We start from the raw sequence: 16,207 nt of genomic DNA, 5'->3' as shown, positions 1-16,207 counted from the left end.
AAAAAGATCACACGCCCATGTCGTACTTGACGTTCTTGAGCTGTGTGTTTTCATAGATGGCTTCGAGCCCGCGCTCCTTGCCGATACCCGACTGCTTGTAGCCGCCGAACGGTGCGTCGAACGAGGTGCGCACGCCGGTGTTGATGGCTACGCTCCCGGACTGGATGCCGCGTGCCATGCGCAGGGCGCGGCCGCCGTCGCGGGTGAACAGCACGGCGGCCAGGCCATAGCGCGAATCGTTGGCGATGCGCAAGGCCTCGTCTTCATCGTCAAAGTCGATGACTGATTGCACGGGGCCGAAGATCTCGTCCTGCGCCGATCGCATGCGGGCTTGTGAATCCAGCAGCAGCGTGGGCTTGACAAAGAAGCCCGCCTTCGTCTTGCCGTCCAGGGTGCCGTATTGCGTGGGCGTGGCTCCTTCGTCGCCTGCGATGCGGATGTATTGCTCGACGCGTTGCTGCTGCGCCGCGCTCACTAGTGGACCCATCTCCGTGGCGGGATCCTCGGGCGATCCGATGCGGATGGCATCGAGCCGCTGCTGCAGGCGGTCCAGGAACTCTTCACGGATGGATTGCTGCACCAGCAGCCGCGTGCAGGCAATGCACACCTGGCCCGAATTCTTGATGATGTCGCCCGCAGCCACCGCTACGGCTTTGTCCAGTGGCGCGTCCTCGAACACGATCAGCGGGGATTTGCCGCCGAGTTCCAACGTCACGCGCTTGACGTCGCTGGCTGTGGAGGCCAGGATGCGCGCGCCCGTGACCGTTCCGCCGGTGAATGACACACGGGACACCCGCGGATGCGTGACCAGCCGTTCGCCGACCGTGGCGCCCGGGCCGTTGACCACGTTGACGACGCCTGGGGGAAAGCCCGCTTCCTCGAACAACCGTGCCAAGGCCATAGTGGACAGTGGTGTCACCTCCGACGGCTTGAGGATCACCGTGTTGCCTGCCGCCAGCGCCGGCCCGAGCTTGTTGACGGTGAGCGTCATCGGGTAGTTCCAGGGCATGATCAGTGCACACACGCCCAGCGGCTCGCGGATGGTGAAGTTGAGCACGTCGGTATTGCCGACGGGAATCGTTTCGCCGCGCACGGCCGGGATGATGCCGGCGAAGTACTCCAGCGATGCAGGCATCGACTTGAGCGAATCCAGCGAGTGCGTGATGGGCTTGCCCACGTTCAGCGTCTCTATCCAGGCGATCTTTTCTCGGTCGCGCTCGAACAGCGTCGCCAGGCGGCGCAGCAGCCGGCCGCGTTCTGCCGGCGTGGTTTTGCGCCAGTACTTCTCATAGGCTTCGTGGGCCGCGTGCACGGCGGCATCCACATCGGCCTCGCCAGCCTCGTGTACCTGGGCCAACATTTGAGCCGTGGCCGGGTTGAGTGTGTCGAAGATGTGGCCCTCGGCACCTGCGCACCAGCGGTCGCCAATAAGCAGTTCATAGGGTCGAGAGTCGATGACGTTCATGGAAATCTCCTTATGCAGCCATCTGCAGATACAGCGACTGGATGTCCTCGAGCGTGAGAACACGCGGGTTCAGTGGTGTCGAAGCGCTTTGCAGCGCCTGGGAGGCCAACAGCTCAGCGTCTTGCCGCGACAGGTGCAAGTCAGTGAAGCGCAAAGGGATCTGCGCCAGTCCGGCCAGGGATTCCACGGCTTCGATCAGTGCCCGGGCATCGCTGCGCTCATCGCCCGTGTTGGCAATGCCCAGTGCTCGCGCTGCTTCGGCATAGGGCAAGGCCGCGGCCTCGGCCGTATAGCGCGACACCACGCTGAACACCGGCCCCAGCACCTCGGCATGGGCCATGTGTACGCGCGATTCAAGCGGGGTACACATGCTATGCACCGCGTCGACCTTGCTCAGACCTATCGCCACACCCGCCAGGTAGGCGCCCATCTGCATGTCAGCCCGGGCCCGCAGGCTGTCCGGAGCGCGCAGAGTGGCGGGTAGCGCTTGCATGCACAGCCGCAAGGCATGCATCGCCATGGCCTTTCCGACCGGCGAGGGATCGGTGTTGATCCACGCGCCTAGCGCGTGCAGCACGGCGTCGAAACCGCCTTGCGCCGTAGGCCGAAATGGCAGGCTCAGCGTCAACTCCGGCTGCAGCGCGACCAGCGCAGGTCGTGTGCGCACGGAGCGGTACAGACGCTTGCGTCCGTCGTCACCCTGGATCAGCGCGGCCGAGCTGCTTTCGCTGCCGGTTCCCGAGGTGGTGGGAACGGCAAGAAACAGCGGATCGTCAGCTGCAGCGGCGGCACCCAGCCAGGCCAGGCCACGTTCCGTTTGCAATTCCTCCACCTCCAGGCCACTGGCCAAGCAGGCCAGTGCCATCTTGGCCACATCCATGGCACTGCCGCCCCCTACCACAACCATGCTGGCGCAGTGCCGCTCGCGTGCCATGCGCAGTGCCTCGCGCACCTGCGCCAGCGTGGGGTTGGACATCACGCCGTCGTAGATCTCCCATCGCAACCCGGGTACAGCCGCAAGCACCGCTTGCACGACGGAACCAACAGCGCGCCAGACCACGGCATCGGTGACGATCAGGGGGTGGCGAAGGCGTGAACCGGCAGCCTGGACGGCGCGAGACAGCGCAGCAGTGCCCCAGTAACTGGTACCCGGCCACATGATCGAGCCATTGTTGGAATGGTCAGGGCTTGGCATGGATTGAGGTCGTTTTCGGTTTTATAATTTGCACAACGAATTATTAATTCGTATAATGAATTAATCATAGAAAGGTGGCATATTCATGTCAAGAGCTTCTGCGTCTGCACGCGGCCATGACCCGTCCGCAGAGTCGGCCGAACCTGATCGGCAATTCGTGACGGCGCTGGCGCGAGGGCTGGAAATCCTGCGCTGCTTCGATGCCGATCGGCGCATGCTGGGCACTACCGAGATCGCCCACTTGACGGGGCTGGCGCAGCCCACCGTCTGGCGGCTGTGCCACACCTTGCAGAAGATGGGTTTTCTGGCCAGCGTGCCTGGCAAGGAAAAACTGCAGCTGGGCGTTGCAGCCATCGCACTGGGTGGCGCGGCACTTGCGGGGCAGGAGGCGCTGGAGGTGATCCGTCCAATGCTGCAATCGATGGCGGATCGCTACCAGGCAGCAGTCGCATTGGGTCGCCGGGATGGAAACGACATCGTCTACCTGCTGCGCTGCCAGGCTGATTCGCCGCTGCTGATGAACCTGCGCGTGGGCTCACGCATACCGCTCTTCCATAGCGCGATTGGCTGGGCCTATCTGGCCTGCTGCACACCCGAGGATCGCGCTGATCTGCTCTCTCAAGCCAGTGGGAGTGACAAGGCAGGAGATGCCGCCAAGCGACAAGCCATGGAGCAGGCTCTGGGGCTGTACCCGGAGCGCGGCTTCGTGCTCCATGAGCGTCTGCGGCACCAGATCATTACGGTGGCAGCACCGATTGAGTTACCCGCTGGCGAGCGCTATGTGGTTAGCTGTGGTGGTCCCGCCTCGCTCCTGCCGCAGCCACTCATGCTGGATGAAGTGGGGCCCCTGCTGGCCCAGCTTGCCCGGAAACTGCAACCAGTCCTGCTGATGGGACGGCATATATGAGTGCGGGCATGAGGGAAAGCGCGTGTCACGCTTCGTGCGCCGAAGCGAAGTCGGCAATCCCGTTGCAATGGCCCACGCGTATCACCGAACTGCTGGGCATTCGCTGGCCTCTGCTGCTGGGCGGAATGATGTGGCTGTCCGATGCACGGCTGGTCGCTGCCATGGTGCGCGCCGGCGGCATGGGCTTCATCACCGCGCGCAGTTCGCGCACAGACGAGGCATTCCGGCAGGAACTGCGGGAGTGCCGTGCGCTGACGGGGGGCCAGGCCTTTGGTGTCAACCTCACGCTTTCGCGCCGTGCGGCGCACAACGACGGGATGCTGGCGCGCCTCAACATTGCATTGGAAGAAGGCGTGCGCATTTTCGAGACGGCTGGCCTGCCGCCAACGCCGCTGCTGCCTGCCATTCGCGAAGCCCGCGCGGTCGTGATCCACAAATGCGCCCATGTTCGCCATGCGGCAGCGGCGCAGAACATGGGCGTGGACGCGGTCACACTGGTGGGTATGGAGGAAGGCGGCCATCCGGGCAGCAACCCCTTGCCGACCTTCCTCAACGGAGCTTACGCGTTGGAGCAGTTGCGTATTCCGATGGCATTGGGAGGTGGCATCGGCCATGGCCGGCAGATTGCCGCCGCGTTGGCGCTGGGGGCGGATGCGGTGGTGATGGGCAGCGTATTCACCCCTGCGCTGGAAACGCCTGCCCACGATGCTTACAAACAACGCGTGGTTGCCGCTGATGCGCATGGCACGCGGGCCGTCCTCGGCAGCCTGGGAGACACCTGGCGCGTGCTCGACAACGATAACGCCCGCAAGGTTGTCGCGCTGGAACAGGCGGGCGCGCGTAGCTATCCGGAATTTGGCGACTTGATCAGCGGCGAGCGCACGCAAGCCCTGGCCTATGTGGCGGGACAGCATGAGGAAGGCATGTTGTCTATGGGGCCGGCAGTGGGTTTTGCACGCGCCGTGGAACCGGTGGCTAGCATCGTCGCCCGGCTGCAACGGGAATGCACCGAGGCCAGCGGCCGTTTTCAACGCATGCTCGATTCCATCTGATTAGCCCGCCGGGCTGATGGATCAAGCACTCCTTCGTATGCGATGACCACGCGTGCTTGAAGACGTTCCAGCGTGTGCTATGTAGCCGAAGGACCGGATTCGATATGCACGTCCAGCGGGCCCAGGCCGGCTCGGAGAGCATTCGCTCGGCCTCGGGTCTGGAGACCATGTCCGGTAGCCGCAGGATCCAGCCGAGCTTGAACATCTCCTCCATGTCCGGCTTGCATCTCACCAGCGGATGGTTCAGGTGCACGACCAGCCTATATTGCTGCCGCGTCATCAGCGTGCGGAAGGTGTGGGAAGACCGGTGCTGCATGCCGAAGCGCAAGGTCATGTCGAGCCTTCCTTGCTCGACCATGCGCACCAGCGTCGTAACTGTGCTTGCACCGCGGAGGACTGCACCAGCAACCTAGCCAGCACGGGCGTGACCACGTTGCCGAGCAATGGGGCGACGACACCGATCCGGATGCAGCTGCGCAGGGCAGTGGCCTCGCCTGCCATGTCCTGCAGCGTGGCCGTCGTCAGCTCGGCGAGTTCGCACGCTTGCGGATACAGCGTCCGGTTGGTGGACGTCAGCGTGATTCTGCGTCCGCTACGCACGTGCGGCAGACACATTCAATTTTGCGGCAAATAAACCTGTAACGCTTGTGGAGTAAGTGTTGAATGCTACTTAAAAAGTAGCGACCAACACTCGCCTGTACTGCACCGCCTCGGCCACGTGGGCCACGCCCACGCGCTCCGACGCCGCCAGGTCGGCGATCGTGCGCGCCACCTTCAGCGCGCGGTGCGTGCTGCGCGCCGACCAGGAGAGGCGCGCGGCGGCGGCTTGCAGGAAGCGCGCGGCGGCCTCGTCCAGCGCGGCCATGCGGTCGAGCTGCCGGCCCTGCAGCGCCTGGTTGGGCGTGCCCTGGCGCGCCAGGGCCAGCGCGTGGGCGCGGGCCACGCGCTCGCGCACGGCGCTGCTCGCCTCGCCGGCGGGGGCGTTCAAAAGTTCGTCGGCGGGCAGCTGCGGCACCTCCACGTGCAGGTCGATGCGGTCGAGCAGCGGGCCGCTCAACTTGCCCTGGTAGCGCGCCACCTGGTCGGGTGTGCAGCGGCAGGCGCGCTGGGGGGAGCCCGCGAAGCCGCAGGGGCAGGGGTTCATGGCGGCGACGAGCTGGAAGCGCGCCGGGAACTCGGCGCGCTGCGCCGCGCGCGAGATGGTGATGCGGCCGGTCTCCAGCGGCTCGCGCAGGGCCTCCAGGGCGCTGCGAGCGAATTCGGGGAATTCGTCGAGGAACAAGACGCCCTCGTGCGCCAGCGAGATCTCGCCGGGCCGCGGCGGCGATCCTCCGCCCACCAGGGCGACGGCGCTGCAGCTGTGGTGCGGGCTGGCCGTGACGCGCTGCATCCACTGCGCGCCCGTGAAGCGCCCGGCCAGGCTGGCGATGGCCGCGCTCTCCAGCGCCTGTTCAACGCTCATGGGCGGCAGCAGGCCGGCGAAGCGCTGCGCCAGCATGGACTTGCCCGAGCCCGGCGGGCCCACCAGCAGCAGCCCGTGGCCGCCGGCGGCTGCGATCTCCAGCGCGCGCTTGGCGGCGGCCTGGCCCTTCACATCGGCCAGGTCGGGGCCGTCCGCGTGGATGGCGGGGGGCGCGGGCTGCAGGCGCTGCCAGCCGTCGTCGCCGCCCTCCTGCGGCGGCGCGGCCGCGGGCAGGAACTGGCGCACCACGTCCAGCAGGTGGCGCGCGCGGTAGATCTCGGCGCCGGGCACCAGGGCGGCCTCCTCGGCGCTGCCCGGCGGCAGCACCGTGCGCACGGGCGGCTTCCCGGCGCGCAGCGCCAGGCTGGTGGCCAGCGCGCCGCGCACGGGCCGCAGCAGGCCCGACAGCGACAGCTCGCCCGCGAACTCCCAGCCCGCCAGGCGTTCTGCGGTGATCTGCCCGCTGGCGGCCAGGATGCCCAGGGCGATGGGCAGGTCGTAGCGCCCCGAGTCCTTGGGCAGGTCGGCCGGCGCCAGGTTCACGGTGATCTTCTTGTTGGTGGGGAACTCCAGTCCCGCGTTCTGCAGGGCCGAGCGCACGCGCTCGCGCGCCTCCTTCACCTCCACGTCGGCCAGGCCCACGAGCGCGAAGCTCGGCAGGCCGTTGGCCAGATGCACCTCCACGGTGACGGCGCTCGCCTGCAGGCCCAGCAGGGCGCGGCTTTGCACCAAAGCAAGACTCATCGCGTGAACCCTCCCCAATCTGGTGCACGGCCGCTGCGGCGGGGCTGTGCCCTGGCTGCCAAATGTACATGCATGGCGGCTGGCACGGTCCGTGCATTGGGGGTTGTGTCCGCTTTCCATACACAACCGGAGGAACCATGTCCCATGCATCCCTGAAGTCTCTGAGCCTGGCCCTGGCGGCCGCGGCCATGCCCGTGCTGGCGAGCGCCGAGCTGACGGCCAACGTGGCGCTGACCAGCAACTACAAGTTCCGCGGCCAGGACCAGGACGTGCACCGCATCAAGGCGGTGAACCCGGCCATCCAGGGCGGCTTCGACTACACATTCGGAGAAAGCGGCTTCTACGTGGGCAACTGGAATTCCAGCGTGGACTGGCTGCAGGGCAACTCGATCGAGTCCGACCTGTACGGCGGCTACAAATTCAAGGCCGGCGCGCTGGACCTGGACCTGGGCGCGCTCGCCTACGTCTACCCCGGCAACACTGCCGGCAACACCACCGAGCTGTACGGCGCGGCCACCTGGGGGCCGCTGACGGCCAAGTATTCGCACACCGTGTCCAAGGACTACTTCGGCTGGGCCGGCGCCAAGACGTCGGGCCTGCGCGGCCGCAACACGGGCTACCTGAACCTGGCGTTCGCCAGGGAGGTGGCGCCCAGCGTCACGCTCAAGGCGGCCGTGGGCTACACGCGCTTCGCTGGCGACATCCGCGACCTGGGCGTGCCCAGCTATGTGGATTACAGCGTGGGCGGGGCCTACGACTTCGGCGCGGGCCTGTCGCTGTCCGCGGCCGTCGCGGGCGCCAACAAGAAGGGTTTCTTCGGCGATGCCAACAAGGCGCGCCTGATCGTCACCCTGTCCAAGACCCTGTAAGCCAGCAAAGGAGCCGATCGTGAAAATGATCACCGCCATCATCAAACCCTTCAAGCTCGACGAGGTGCGCGAGGCGCTGTCGGACGTCGGCGTGCACGGCATCACCGTGACCGAGGTGAAGGGCTTCGGCCGCCAGAAGGGCCATACCGAGCTGTACCGCGGCGCCGAGTACGTCGTGGACTTCCTGCCCAAGGTGAAGATCGAGGCCGCCGTGGACGACGCGCTGGCCGAGCGCGTCATCGAGGCCATCGAGGGCGCGGCCCGCACCGGCAAGATCGGCGACGGCAAGATCTTCGTGGCCGACCTGGAGCAGGTCGTGCGCATCCGCACCGGCGAGACCGGCGCGCAGGCCCTTTGACCCCAGCCACGGAGAATCTGCCATGAGAAAACTGCTTGTCTTCCTGGTGCTGGGCCTTCACCTGCTGGTTGGCGGCGCCGCCCTGGCGCAGGCGCCGGCCGTGCCCGGGCCGGTCGCCGACGCCGCGGTCGCGGCGCTCGCCGCAGCACCCGCGCCCAAGGTCGATTCCGGCGACACCGCCTGGATGCTGACCTCCACGCTGCTCGTGATCCTGATGACCATCCCCGGCCTGGCCCTGTTCTACGGCGGCCTGGGCCGCGCCAAGAACATGCTGTCGGTGCTGATGCAGGTGTTCGTGGTCTTCGCCCTGGTCTCGCTGCTGTGGGCCCTGTACGGCTACAGCCTGGCGTTCTCGGGCGAGGGCCGGTTCGTGGGCGACCTGTCCAAGGTCTTCCTGCAGGGCGTGGGCCCGGAGACCTTCGGCGCGCTCGCGACCATCCCCGAGTACGTGTTCCTCGCCTTCCAGGGCACGTTCGCGGCCATCACCGTGGCGCTGGTCGTGGGCTCGTTCGCCGAGCGCATGCGCTTCTCGGCCGTGCTGATCTTCGCGCTGCTGTGGTTCACCTTCAGCTACGTGCCCATGGCGCACATCGTCTGGGGCGGCGGCCTGCTGGCGCAGGACGGCGCGCTGGACTTCGCGGGCGGCACCGTGGTGCACATCAACGCGGGCATCGCCGGCCTGGTGGGCGCCTACATGGTGGGCAAGCGCATCGGCTTCGGGCGCGAGGCGTTCACGCCGCACTCGCTCACGCTGACCATGGTGGGCGCGTCGCTGCTGTGGGTGGGCTGGTTCGGCTTCAACGCCGGCTCGGCCGGCGCCGCCAACGCCGCGGCCGGCCTGGCCTTCGTCAACACCGTGCTGGCCACCGCCGCCGCCACGCTGTCGTGGAGCGTGGGCGAGGCTGTGCACAAGGGCAAGGCCTCCATGCTGGGCGCCGCGTCGGGCGCCGTGGCGGGCCTGGTGGCCGTCACGCCGGCCGCGGGCTTCGTCGGGCCCATGGGCTCCATCGCCATCGGCCTGGTCGCCGGCCTGGTGTGCCTGTGGGGCGTGGGTGGCCTGAAGCGCCTGCTCAGGGTGGACGATGCCTTCGACGTCTTCGGCGTGCATGGCGTGGGCGGCATCGTAGGCGCCATCCTGACCGGCGTGTTCGCCGCGCCGGGCCTGGGCGGCACGGGCGGGGCCACGCCCGAGACCTTCGCCATGGGCGCGCAGGTGTGGATCCAGGCCAAGAGCGTGCTGTTCACCATCGTCTGGTCGGGCGTGACGTCCTTCGTCGCCTACAAGATCGCCGACCTGCTGGTGGGCCTGCGCGTGAGCGAGGAGTCCGAGCGCCAGGGCCTGGACATCGCCTCCCACGGCGAGACGGCCTACCACCGCTGATGCCGCCGCGGCCGTGGCTCAACCCGGCCGGCGCGGCTCCGGCGCGTGCAGGTGGCAGGCGCGCACGAAGGCGGCCAGCGCCGGCGACGGGTACCGCCCGGCGCGCTGCAGCAGCGAGAAGTGCCGCCACATGCGCGGCAGCGCCGTGGGCAGCACCACCAGCGCGCCGCTGTCCAGCAGCGGCTGCACCAGCACCCGGGGCAGGCAGCTGATGCCCAGGCCCTGCGCCACGCACCGGGCAATGGCCTCCGAGCTGCCCAGCGTGGCCGCCGCCGGCAGCTGGTGCAGGCGCGGCAGCAGCGCATGCTCCACCATCTCCCGCGTGCCCGAGCCCTGCTCGCGCAGCAGCCAGCGCGCCTGGCGCAGCGCCGCCACTCCCAGCGGCCGCTGGCCGGGCGCGGGCACCAGCGGGTCCCCCGGCGCGGCCACGATGACGAGCTCGTCCTTGAGCCAGGGCTGCACCTCCAGCCCGGCGCCATGGCTGGCGCCTTCGATCAGGCCCAGATCCGCGTGCAGCGCCTCCACCGCCTGGGCCACGTCGCGCGTGTTGCCGATCTGGAGGTCCACGCCGATCCGTGGATGGCTGCGCGCAAACGCGGCCAGCACCGGCGGCAGCACGTAGTTGCCGACAGTGGTGCTGGCGGCCAGGCGCAGGCGCACCGGCAGCCCCGCGGCGTGCGCGCCGAACGCCTGCTCGATGCCGCGCGCCTGCTCCAGCAGCGACAGCGCCTGCGGCAGCAAGGCGCGCCCGGCGTCGTTGAGCACGAGGTGCCGTCCCACGCGCTCGAACAGCCGCGTCCCCAGCGCCTGCTCCAGCTGCTGCAGGGCCGCGCTGGTGGCCGATTGGGACAGCGCCACCGCCTGCGCGGCCGCCACGGTGGAGCCGGTCTGGGCCACGGCACAGAAGATTTCCAGCTGGCGCAGCGTGAGATGCAGCATGGGGCGTATCCATCAACCTGTTTGGCAGGTAGGTTAAACAAAAACTATTCGTTATACAAATATAACCAGCGTATCTAAAGTGCCGCCAGGCCTGCAGGCCCTACTGCCTGCGGCCTTCCGACATGACCTCTGCCTCGCTTGTTTCCCCCGTTCCGAATTCCCTTGCGCTGCGGCTGCGCAGCGCGGCCCCCGGCCTGCTCATGAGCGCCGCGGTGGCCGCCGGCGCGCTGTGGCTCGCCGGCCAGCCGGTGTTCGCCAGCTATGGCTGGGGGGCGCTGACCCTGGCCATCGTGCTCGGCCTGGTGCTGGGCAACACCGTGTATCCGATGCTGGCCGAGCACTGCAGCGTCGGCGTGGGGCTGGCCAAGCAGCACCTGCTGCGCCTGGGCATCGTGCTGTACGGGCTGCGCCTGACGTTCCAGGACATTGCGCAGGTTGGCTGGACCGGCGTGGCCATGGACGCCATCGTGCTGGCCAGCACCTTCGGCCTGGCGTGCTGGCTGGGCCGGCGCTGGCTGGGGCTGGACCGCCGCACCACGCTGCTGATCGGCGCCGGCAGCTCGATCTGCGGGGCCGCCGCCGTGCTGGCCACCGCGCCGGTGGCCAAGGGCCGCGCCCAGGACGTGGCGGTGGCCATTGCCACGGTGGTGGTGTTCGGCACCGTCGGCACCTTCCTGTATCCGGCGCTGTTCCACTGGAATGCCGCTCACGGCTGGCTCGCCGCCGACACCCAGCAGTACGGCATGTACGTGGGTGCCACCGTGCATGAGGTGGCCCAGGTGGTAGCTGCGGGCGCTGCCGTCAGCCCCGAGGCGGCGGACATCGCGGTGATCGTGAAGATGGTGCGGGTGATGATGCTGGCGCCGTTCCTGCTGCTCCTGTCGTGGGGGCTGAACCGCATCGAGCGCGCCACGGAGGCCTCCGGCGCCCCGGCAGGAAAGGTCAGCGTGCCCTGGTTCGCGCTGGGCTTCGTGGCCATGGCAGGCATCCACTCGCTGGGCGTGCTGCCGGCCACGCTGGTGCAGGCGGGCGTGCAGCTGGACAACCTGCTGCTCGCCGTGGCCATGGCCGCCCTGGGCCTGACCACCCACGTGAGCGCGGTGCGCGCCGCCGGCATCAAGCCCCTGCTGCTGGCGACGGTGCTGTTCGCCTGGCTGCTGGGCCTGGGCCTGCTGCTGACGCGGCTGTTCTGATGCGCCCTTGCTCGTGCAGATCTGTCGCCTTCTGGATGTTTTTGCCTGCGCGCGCAGGTGCTCTTGGCGGCGCAACGTAGCAGGGCTCAACGGGCACTTCGCGGCGCAGGGGATCTGTGCGGGACAATCGCACGCATGCAACCGCACTGGACGCCTCTTGCCACCCCGCCCGCGCAACTGGGCGAATCGCCGTTCTGGCGTCCCCATGGCGCGCACCCGTACCGGGCGGACATCGCGGGCCGCGCCCTGCACGCGGTCCGTTGCTTTCGCAAGGCGCGACGAGGGTGGTGGGCAGGTGCTGCGCACACGCGTGGATGTGCCAGGGTTGCCCGTGGCGGGGTGCGGGGTCGGGAAGCGCCATGAAGGTTCCGCCGCTCAACCCGCTCAAGGTCTTCGAGGTCGTCGCGCGCACCGGCAACCTCACGCTCGCGGCCAGCGAGCTCAATGTGAGCCAGTCGGCCGTGAGCCGCCAGGTGGCGGTGCTGGAGGAGTACCTGGGCGTGCAGCTCTTCACGCGCGAGCGCGTGGGCGTGCGGCTCACCGAGGTGGGCGAGGGCTACGCGCGCCGCATCGGCCCGGCGTTCGGCGAAATCGCCGCCGCCACCGAGGCCATCACGCGCAAGTATTCGAACAACGTCATCCGCCTGCGCACCTACACCACGCTCACCGCGCGCTGGCTCATCCCGCGCCTGCCGCACTTCAAGGCGCGGCACCCGGAGGTGGAGGTGTCCATCCTCAACAGCACCGCGCCGCTCGATTTCGGTGCCGAGCAGTGCGACCTGGCCATCGTGCTCGGCGACGGCCACTGGCCCGGCGCCGAGGCCACGCTGCTGCTGGAGGACATCGTGGAGCCCGTCTGCGCGCCCGGCTTCATCGCGGAAGGAGCGCTGCCCGAGGCGCTGCGCGGCAAGCGCCTGCTGGTCTCCAAGTACCGCAAGGACGACTGGCCGCGCTGGCTCGCGCACGCGGGGCTGTCCGATCTGTTCGAGACGGCCGAGAAGATGGTCTTCAGCAGCTCCATCCTCACCTGGCAGGCGGCCGTGGATGGCCTGGGCATCGCCATCGGCCAGCAGCACATGCTGGAGGCGGACTTCCAGGCCGGACGCCTCGTGCGCCCGTTCGCCAGGCCGCTGCGCACGGGCAAGGGCCACTACCTCGTCACGCCGGCGCTGCAGCGCTACTCGGGCAAGATCGCGGCGTTCAAGGACTGGCTGATGGCGGAAGCTATGCAAAAGTGAGCTGCTGGCGCTCTCCAATAAAAGGTTTCAGCATGAAAACTGGCTGAAATCCTTTAGTGACAGGCGCGAGCAGCTATTGTTTTTTGACCAGCCGGTAGATCACCGGATAGTAGTTCATCGCATAGCCGCGCGCGCAGGCCGCATCGAGCAGCGCGGCCGTGGCCTGCGCCACGGCGGGCGTGATGCCCGAGGCCTGCGCCAGGCCCAGCGCCAGCTTCAGGTCCTTGAGCGCGTAGGCGGTGGGGAAGAGCTTCTCGGGGAACACGTCCGTCGCCAGCCGTTCGCCCGTGAGCTTGAGCGCGAACGAATCGGCCGAGCCCAGGCGCAGCACGCCGGCGAGCAGCGCCTTGTCCACGCCCGCCGCCTCGGCGATCGCCATCGCCTCGGCCAGCGAATTCACGGTGGAGAGCAGCACCATGTTGTTCATGATCTTCACCACCTGCCCCGCGCCCACGCCGCCGCAGTGGACCACGTCCGATCCCATGCAGCGCAGCCACGGCGCCACGGACTCGAACAGGTCGGCCGGGCCGCCCACGGTGATGAGCAGCGTGCCGTTGTTCGCGGCCTCGCGGCTGCGGGCCACGGGCGCGTCGAGGAAGCGCACGCCGAGCGCGGCCAGCCGCTCGGCCAGCGCGCGGGTGCGCGGCACGTCGCTGGTGCTCATGTCCACCACGGTCTTCACGCTGCCGCCGGGCGCGACGAGCGGGTCGGCGCCCAGGCAGACTTCCTCCACCTGGTCGATGGAGGGCAGCGAGAGGAACACCGTGTGCGCCGTCTCGCGCAGCGCGCGCACGCTGGAGGCCACGGCGCCCAGCGCCGCGAGGCGCGCCACGCTCTCGGCCTGCACGTCGGCCACGTGCACCGGCAGGCCGCACTTGGCGAGCAGGTTGCGGCACATGCCCTCGCCCATCACGCCGACGCCGACGAATCCCAGGACCGGACCGCTCATGCCTGCACCCCTTGGCGCACGCACTTCACGCGCAGGAACTCCATCAGGCCCTCGACGCCACCCTCCGAACCCAGGCCGCTGTCCTTGTGGCCGCCGAAGGGTGTCTCGGGCAGCGAGGCCTGCCATTCGTTGATGCAGACCACGCCGCTGTCGATCTCGCCCGCGAGGCGGTGGGCGCGCCGCACGTGGTTGGTGAACGCGTAGGCCGCCAGGCCGAAGGGCAGGCGGTTGGCCTCGGCGATGGCCTCGTCCAGATCGCCGAACGGGCTGATGAGCGCCACGGGGCCGAAGGGCTCGATGTTGGCCACTTCGTAGTCCACGCAATCGAGCGACGGCCGCACGATCACCGTGGGCCGGTAGAAGAAGCCCTCGGTGCCGATGCGCTCGCCGCCCGTGGCGATGGTGAGGCCCTGTTCGCGCGCGTCCTGCACCAGGCGATCGATGGATTGCAGGCGGCGCTGGTTCTTCAGCGGCCCCATCTGCGTGGCCGCGTCGAACGGGTCGCCCACCTTGAGCGCCTGCGCGGCCTGCACGAAGCGTTCGAGGAACGCGTCGAACACGCCCGCCTGCACCAGGAAGCGCGTGGGCGAGGTGCAGACCTGGCCCGCGTTGCGGTACTTGGTCGCCACGGCGGCGCGTGCCACGCGGTCGGCATCGGCGTCGTCGCAGACGATCACGGGTGCATGCCCGCCCAGCTCCAGCGTGGCTCGCTTCATGGTCAGCGCGGCCTTGGCGCCGATCTGCTTGCCGACCGAGGTGGCGCCCGTGAAGGTGACCATGTGCACCTGCGGCGAGGCGCAGAGCTGGTCGGCGATGGCGCCGGGCTCGCCGAACACCATGTTGACCACGCCATCGGGCACGCCCGCGTCCTGCACGGCCTTTGCGATGTGCAGCGCCACGCCGGCCGTCTCTTCCGAGGGCTTGATGACGATGGTGCATCCCGCCGCCAGCGCCCCGCTGATCTTGCGCGAGGGCGTGATGGCCGGCGCGTTCCATCCCGCGAACGCGGCCACCACGCCGATGGGCTCCAGCGCCACGGTCTGCGTGATGCCGGCGCCGCGCGGGGGAATGGTGCGGCCGTAGATGCGGCGCGCCTCCTCGGCGGCCCACTCGAACATCTCGGCGGCGGTCACCACTTCCTTTTGCGCCTCGCCCTGGGGCTTGCCCAGCTCGCTCGCGATCTGCGCGGCGATGGCGTCGCCGCGCTCGCGCATCAGCGCGGCCACGCGGCGCAGCAGGGTGGATCGCTCGCAAGCCGGCGTGCGGCTCCACGGGCGCAGCGCCTTGGCGGCCGCGTCGATGGCGGCCTGCACGTCCTCGGGCGTGGCGCAGGCGTAGTCGCCCAGCGGCTGGCCCGTGCTCGGGTTGATGACGGTGAAGCGCTCGGCGCCCGCGCCCTGGCGGAACGCGCCCGCGATGAATTGCGAATACTGCATGGCTTTGGTCAGTCCACCTGGATGTTCGATGCCTTGATGACCGACGCCCAGCGCTCGGTCTGCGACTTGATGTGGTCGGTGAACTGCTGCGGCGTGCCGGTGAAGGCATATTGCTCCATGGGCGCCAGGCGCGCCAGCACGTCCGGCCGGGCCATGATCTCGTTCACCGCGGCGTTGAGCCTGGCGACGATGGGCTCGGGCACGCCCTTCGGGCCCATGAGTCCGTTCCACGGCTCGGCCGCGAAGCCCTTGTAGCGCTCGCCCAGCGTGGGCACGCCCTCGCCGCCGCGCCCCGCCACGGCGCTGGCCGAGGCCAGCACGCGCATCTTGCCCGCCTTGACCTGCGGCAGCGCCACCGAGCCCGCGAGGAACGCGAAGTCCAGCCGCCCCGCGACGAGGTCGGTCACCGCCGCCGAGTCGCCCTTGTAGGGGATGTGCACGGCGTTGATCTTCGTCTCGTGCTTGAACCACTCGCCCGCGAGGTGGTTCACCGCGCCGTTGCCGGCCGAGCCGTAGCTCAGCTGCGAGCCGCTCGCGCGGCCCTGCTTGAGCAGTTCGTCGAGCGACTTGACGCTGGACGACGCGGGCGCGACGAGGAAGTACGGGTAGCTCGCCACCAGCGCGATCGCGGTGAAGTCGCGCAGCGGGTCGTAGGCGGTCTTCTGCAGCGTGGGGATGATGGACAGCGTGCTGCTGCTGCCGAACATCAGCGTGTAGCCGTCGGGCGCGGCCTGCCTGACGAGGTTGGCCGCCACGCCGCCGGAGGCGCCGGCCTTGTTGTCCACCACGAAGCTCTGCTTGAACTTGGCGGACAGCTGCTCGGCCACGATGCGCGCCACCACGTCGGTCGGGCCGCCCGCGGAAAAGCCCACCACGATGGTCACGGGCCTGGCGGCGGGCCAGTCGGCCGCGCCCTGGGCGAATGCGTGGCCGCCCAGGGCCAGGGCGGCGGCGCCCAGCACGAGGGCGCGTTTGCTCGAAGAAGTCATGTCGTCGTGTCTCCAGAAAAGAAAAAAAGA

Annotated in this window: 15 protein-coding genes; 7 read left to right on the top strand and 8 right to left on the bottom strand. The window is 68.8% G+C overall.

All coding sequences use genetic code 11. The annotated features are described in order from the left end of the window. Nucleotides 1–7 precede the first annotated feature (7 nt). The gene (locus tag ACX12L_RS15075; protein WP_459263339.1) at nucleotides 8–1,465 is read right to left on the bottom strand and encodes an aldehyde dehydrogenase family protein; all 1,458 of its coding nucleotides are present in this window, start codon (nucleotides 1,463–1,465) and stop codon (nucleotides 8–10) included. Nucleotides 1,466–1,475: 10 nt separating this feature from the next. Next, nucleotides 1,476–2,660: an iron-containing alcohol dehydrogenase family protein gene (locus ACX12L_RS15070; RefSeq protein ID WP_459263338.1), complete on the bottom strand. Its 1,185-nt coding sequence runs from the start codon at nucleotides 2,658–2,660 to the stop codon at nucleotides 1,476–1,478. 157 nt (nucleotides 2,661–2,817) lie between these two features. Between ACX12L_RS15070 and ACX12L_RS15065 the strand changes: the two genes are divergently transcribed. Continuing rightward, the gene (locus ACX12L_RS15065) at nucleotides 2,818–3,567 is read left to right on the top strand and encodes an IclR family transcriptional regulator (RefSeq protein ID WP_459263337.1); all 750 of its coding nucleotides are present in this window, start codon (nucleotides 2,818–2,820) and stop codon (nucleotides 3,565–3,567) included. An 8-nt stretch (nucleotides 3,568–3,575) separates the two neighbouring features. Beyond that, entirely contained in the window at nucleotides 3,576–4,619 is a 1,044-nt protein-coding gene (locus ACX12L_RS15060) for an NAD(P)H-dependent flavin oxidoreductase (protein ID WP_459263336.1), read from the top strand. Nucleotides 4,620–4,949: 330 nt separating this feature from the next. Here the strand turns inward: ACX12L_RS15060 and ACX12L_RS15055 are convergent, their stop codons facing one another. Both ACX12L_RS15055 and ACX12L_RS15050 read right to left on the bottom strand, forming a co-directional pair. Next, nucleotides 4,950–5,234, bottom strand: coding sequence for a hypothetical protein (locus tag ACX12L_RS15055; protein ID WP_459263335.1), 285 nt, complete (start codon nucleotides 5,232–5,234; stop codon nucleotides 4,950–4,952). 55 nt (nucleotides 5,235–5,289) lie between these two features. After that, entirely contained in the window at nucleotides 5,290–6,825 is a 1,536-nt protein-coding gene (locus ACX12L_RS15050; protein WP_459263334.1) for a YifB family Mg chelatase-like AAA ATPase, read from the bottom strand. A gap of 137 nt (nucleotides 6,826–6,962) precedes the next feature. On the opposite strand from ACX12L_RS15050, the gene ACX12L_RS15045 reads away from it, so the two are divergent. The 3 genes from ACX12L_RS15045 to amt are packed head-to-tail and all read left to right on the top strand — an operon-like array spanning nucleotide 6,963 to nucleotide 9,433. Next, nucleotides 6,963–7,694 carry a TorF family putative porin gene (locus ACX12L_RS15045; RefSeq protein ID WP_459263333.1) on the top strand — a complete coding sequence of 244 codons (732 nt, stop codon included), beginning with the start codon at nucleotides 6,963–6,965 and terminating at the stop codon, nucleotides 7,692–7,694. Between the two features lie 19 nt (nucleotides 7,695–7,713). Beyond that, the gene (locus ACX12L_RS15040) at nucleotides 7,714–8,052 is read left to right on the top strand and encodes a P-II family nitrogen regulator (protein WP_459263332.1); all 339 of its coding nucleotides are present in this window, start codon (nucleotides 7,714–7,716) and stop codon (nucleotides 8,050–8,052) included. A 22-nt stretch (nucleotides 8,053–8,074) separates the two neighbouring features. Beyond that, a complete protein-coding gene (gene amt, locus ACX12L_RS15035; RefSeq protein WP_459263331.1) occupies nucleotides 8,075–9,433 on the top strand; it encodes an ammonium transporter in 1,359 nt (452 codons plus the stop codon). Between the two features lie 18 nt (nucleotides 9,434–9,451). Here the strand turns inward: amt and ACX12L_RS15030 are convergent, their stop codons facing one another. After that, entirely contained in the window at nucleotides 9,452–10,372 is a 921-nt protein-coding gene (locus ACX12L_RS15030; protein WP_459263330.1) for a LysR family transcriptional regulator, read from the bottom strand. 122 nt (nucleotides 10,373–10,494) lie between these two features. Here ACX12L_RS15030 and ACX12L_RS15025 point away from each other — a divergent pair, with 122 nt between their 5' ends. Both ACX12L_RS15025 and ACX12L_RS15020 read left to right on the top strand, forming a co-directional pair. Continuing rightward, entirely contained in the window at nucleotides 10,495–11,565 is a 1,071-nt protein-coding gene (locus tag ACX12L_RS15025; RefSeq protein ID WP_459263329.1) for a YeiH family protein, read from the top strand. Nucleotides 11,566–11,924: 359 nt separating this feature from the next. Beyond that, nucleotides 11,925–12,803 carry a LysR substrate-binding domain-containing protein gene (locus ACX12L_RS15020; RefSeq protein ID WP_459263328.1) on the top strand — a complete coding sequence of 293 codons (879 nt, stop codon included), beginning with the start codon at nucleotides 11,925–11,927 and terminating at the stop codon, nucleotides 12,801–12,803. A gap of 73 nt (nucleotides 12,804–12,876) precedes the next feature. On the opposite strand, the gene ACX12L_RS15015 is transcribed toward ACX12L_RS15020, so the two are convergent. Genes ACX12L_RS15015 through ACX12L_RS15005 form a run of 3 tightly spaced genes read right to left on the bottom strand, consistent with a single transcriptional unit; the run spans nucleotide 12,877 to nucleotide 16,177 of the window. After that, nucleotides 12,877–13,752 (bottom strand): NAD(P)-dependent oxidoreductase, encoded by an 876-nt coding sequence (locus ACX12L_RS15015; protein WP_459263327.1) that lies wholly within the window; start codon nucleotides 13,750–13,752, stop codon nucleotides 12,877–12,879. Then, nucleotides 13,749–15,188 carry an NAD-dependent succinate-semialdehyde dehydrogenase gene (locus tag ACX12L_RS15010; protein ID WP_459263326.1) on the bottom strand — a complete coding sequence of 480 codons (1,440 nt, stop codon included), beginning with the start codon at nucleotides 15,186–15,188 and terminating at the stop codon, nucleotides 13,749–13,751. The genes ACX12L_RS15015 and ACX12L_RS15010 overlap by 4 nt, the downstream gene beginning before the upstream one ends. An 8-nt stretch (nucleotides 15,189–15,196) precedes the next feature. Continuing rightward, the gene (locus ACX12L_RS15005) at nucleotides 15,197–16,177 is read right to left on the bottom strand and encodes a Bug family tripartite tricarboxylate transporter substrate binding protein (protein WP_459263325.1); all 981 of its coding nucleotides are present in this window, start codon (nucleotides 16,175–16,177) and stop codon (nucleotides 15,197–15,199) included. Nucleotides 16,178–16,207 lie beyond the last annotated feature (30 nt).

Source organism: Alicycliphilus sp. T452 (assembly GCF_054512775.1).
This window is presented reverse-complemented; position numbering and strand designations above follow the sequence as displayed.

Excerpts from the sequence above, each read along its gene's own strand:
- ACX12L_RS15075 (WP_459263339.1), bottom strand. The coding sequence starts at position 1,465 with ATGAACGTCATCGACTCTCGACCCTATGAACTGCTTATTGGCGACCGC.
- ACX12L_RS15070 (WP_459263338.1), bottom strand. The coding sequence starts at position 2,660 with ATGCCAAGCCCTGACCATTCCAACAATGGCTCGATCATGTGGCCGGGT.
- ACX12L_RS15060 (WP_459263336.1), top strand. The coding sequence starts at position 3,576 with ATGAGGGAAAGCGCGTGTCACGCTTCGTGCGCCGAAGCGAAGTCGGCA.
- ACX12L_RS15055 (WP_459263335.1), bottom strand. The coding sequence starts at position 5,234 with ATGTGTCTGCCGCACGTGCGTAGCGGACGCAGAATCACGCTGACGTCC.
- ACX12L_RS15050 (WP_459263334.1), bottom strand. The coding sequence starts at position 6,825 with ATGAGTCTTGCTTTGGTGCAAAGCCGCGCCCTGCTGGGCCTGCAGGCG.
- ACX12L_RS15045 (WP_459263333.1), top strand. The coding sequence starts at position 6,963 with ATGTCCCATGCATCCCTGAAGTCTCTGAGCCTGGCCCTGGCGGCCGCG.
- amt (WP_459263331.1), top strand. The coding sequence starts at position 8,075 with ATGAGAAAACTGCTTGTCTTCCTGGTGCTGGGCCTTCACCTGCTGGTT.
- ACX12L_RS15030 (WP_459263330.1), bottom strand. The coding sequence starts at position 10,372 with ATGCTGCATCTCACGCTGCGCCAGCTGGAAATCTTCTGTGCCGTGGCC.
- ACX12L_RS15025 (WP_459263329.1), top strand. The coding sequence starts at position 10,495 with ATGACCTCTGCCTCGCTTGTTTCCCCCGTTCCGAATTCCCTTGCGCTG.
- ACX12L_RS15020 (WP_459263328.1), top strand. The coding sequence starts at position 11,925 with ATGAAGGTTCCGCCGCTCAACCCGCTCAAGGTCTTCGAGGTCGTCGCG.
- ACX12L_RS15015 (WP_459263327.1), bottom strand. The coding sequence starts at position 13,752 with ATGAGCGGTCCGGTCCTGGGATTCGTCGGCGTCGGCGTGATGGGCGAG.
- ACX12L_RS15010 (WP_459263326.1), bottom strand. The coding sequence starts at position 15,188 with ATGCAGTATTCGCAATTCATCGCGGGCGCGTTCCGCCAGGGCGCGGGC.
- ACX12L_RS15005 (WP_459263325.1), bottom strand. The coding sequence starts at position 16,177 with ATGACTTCTTCGAGCAAACGCGCCCTCGTGCTGGGCGCCGCCGCCCTG.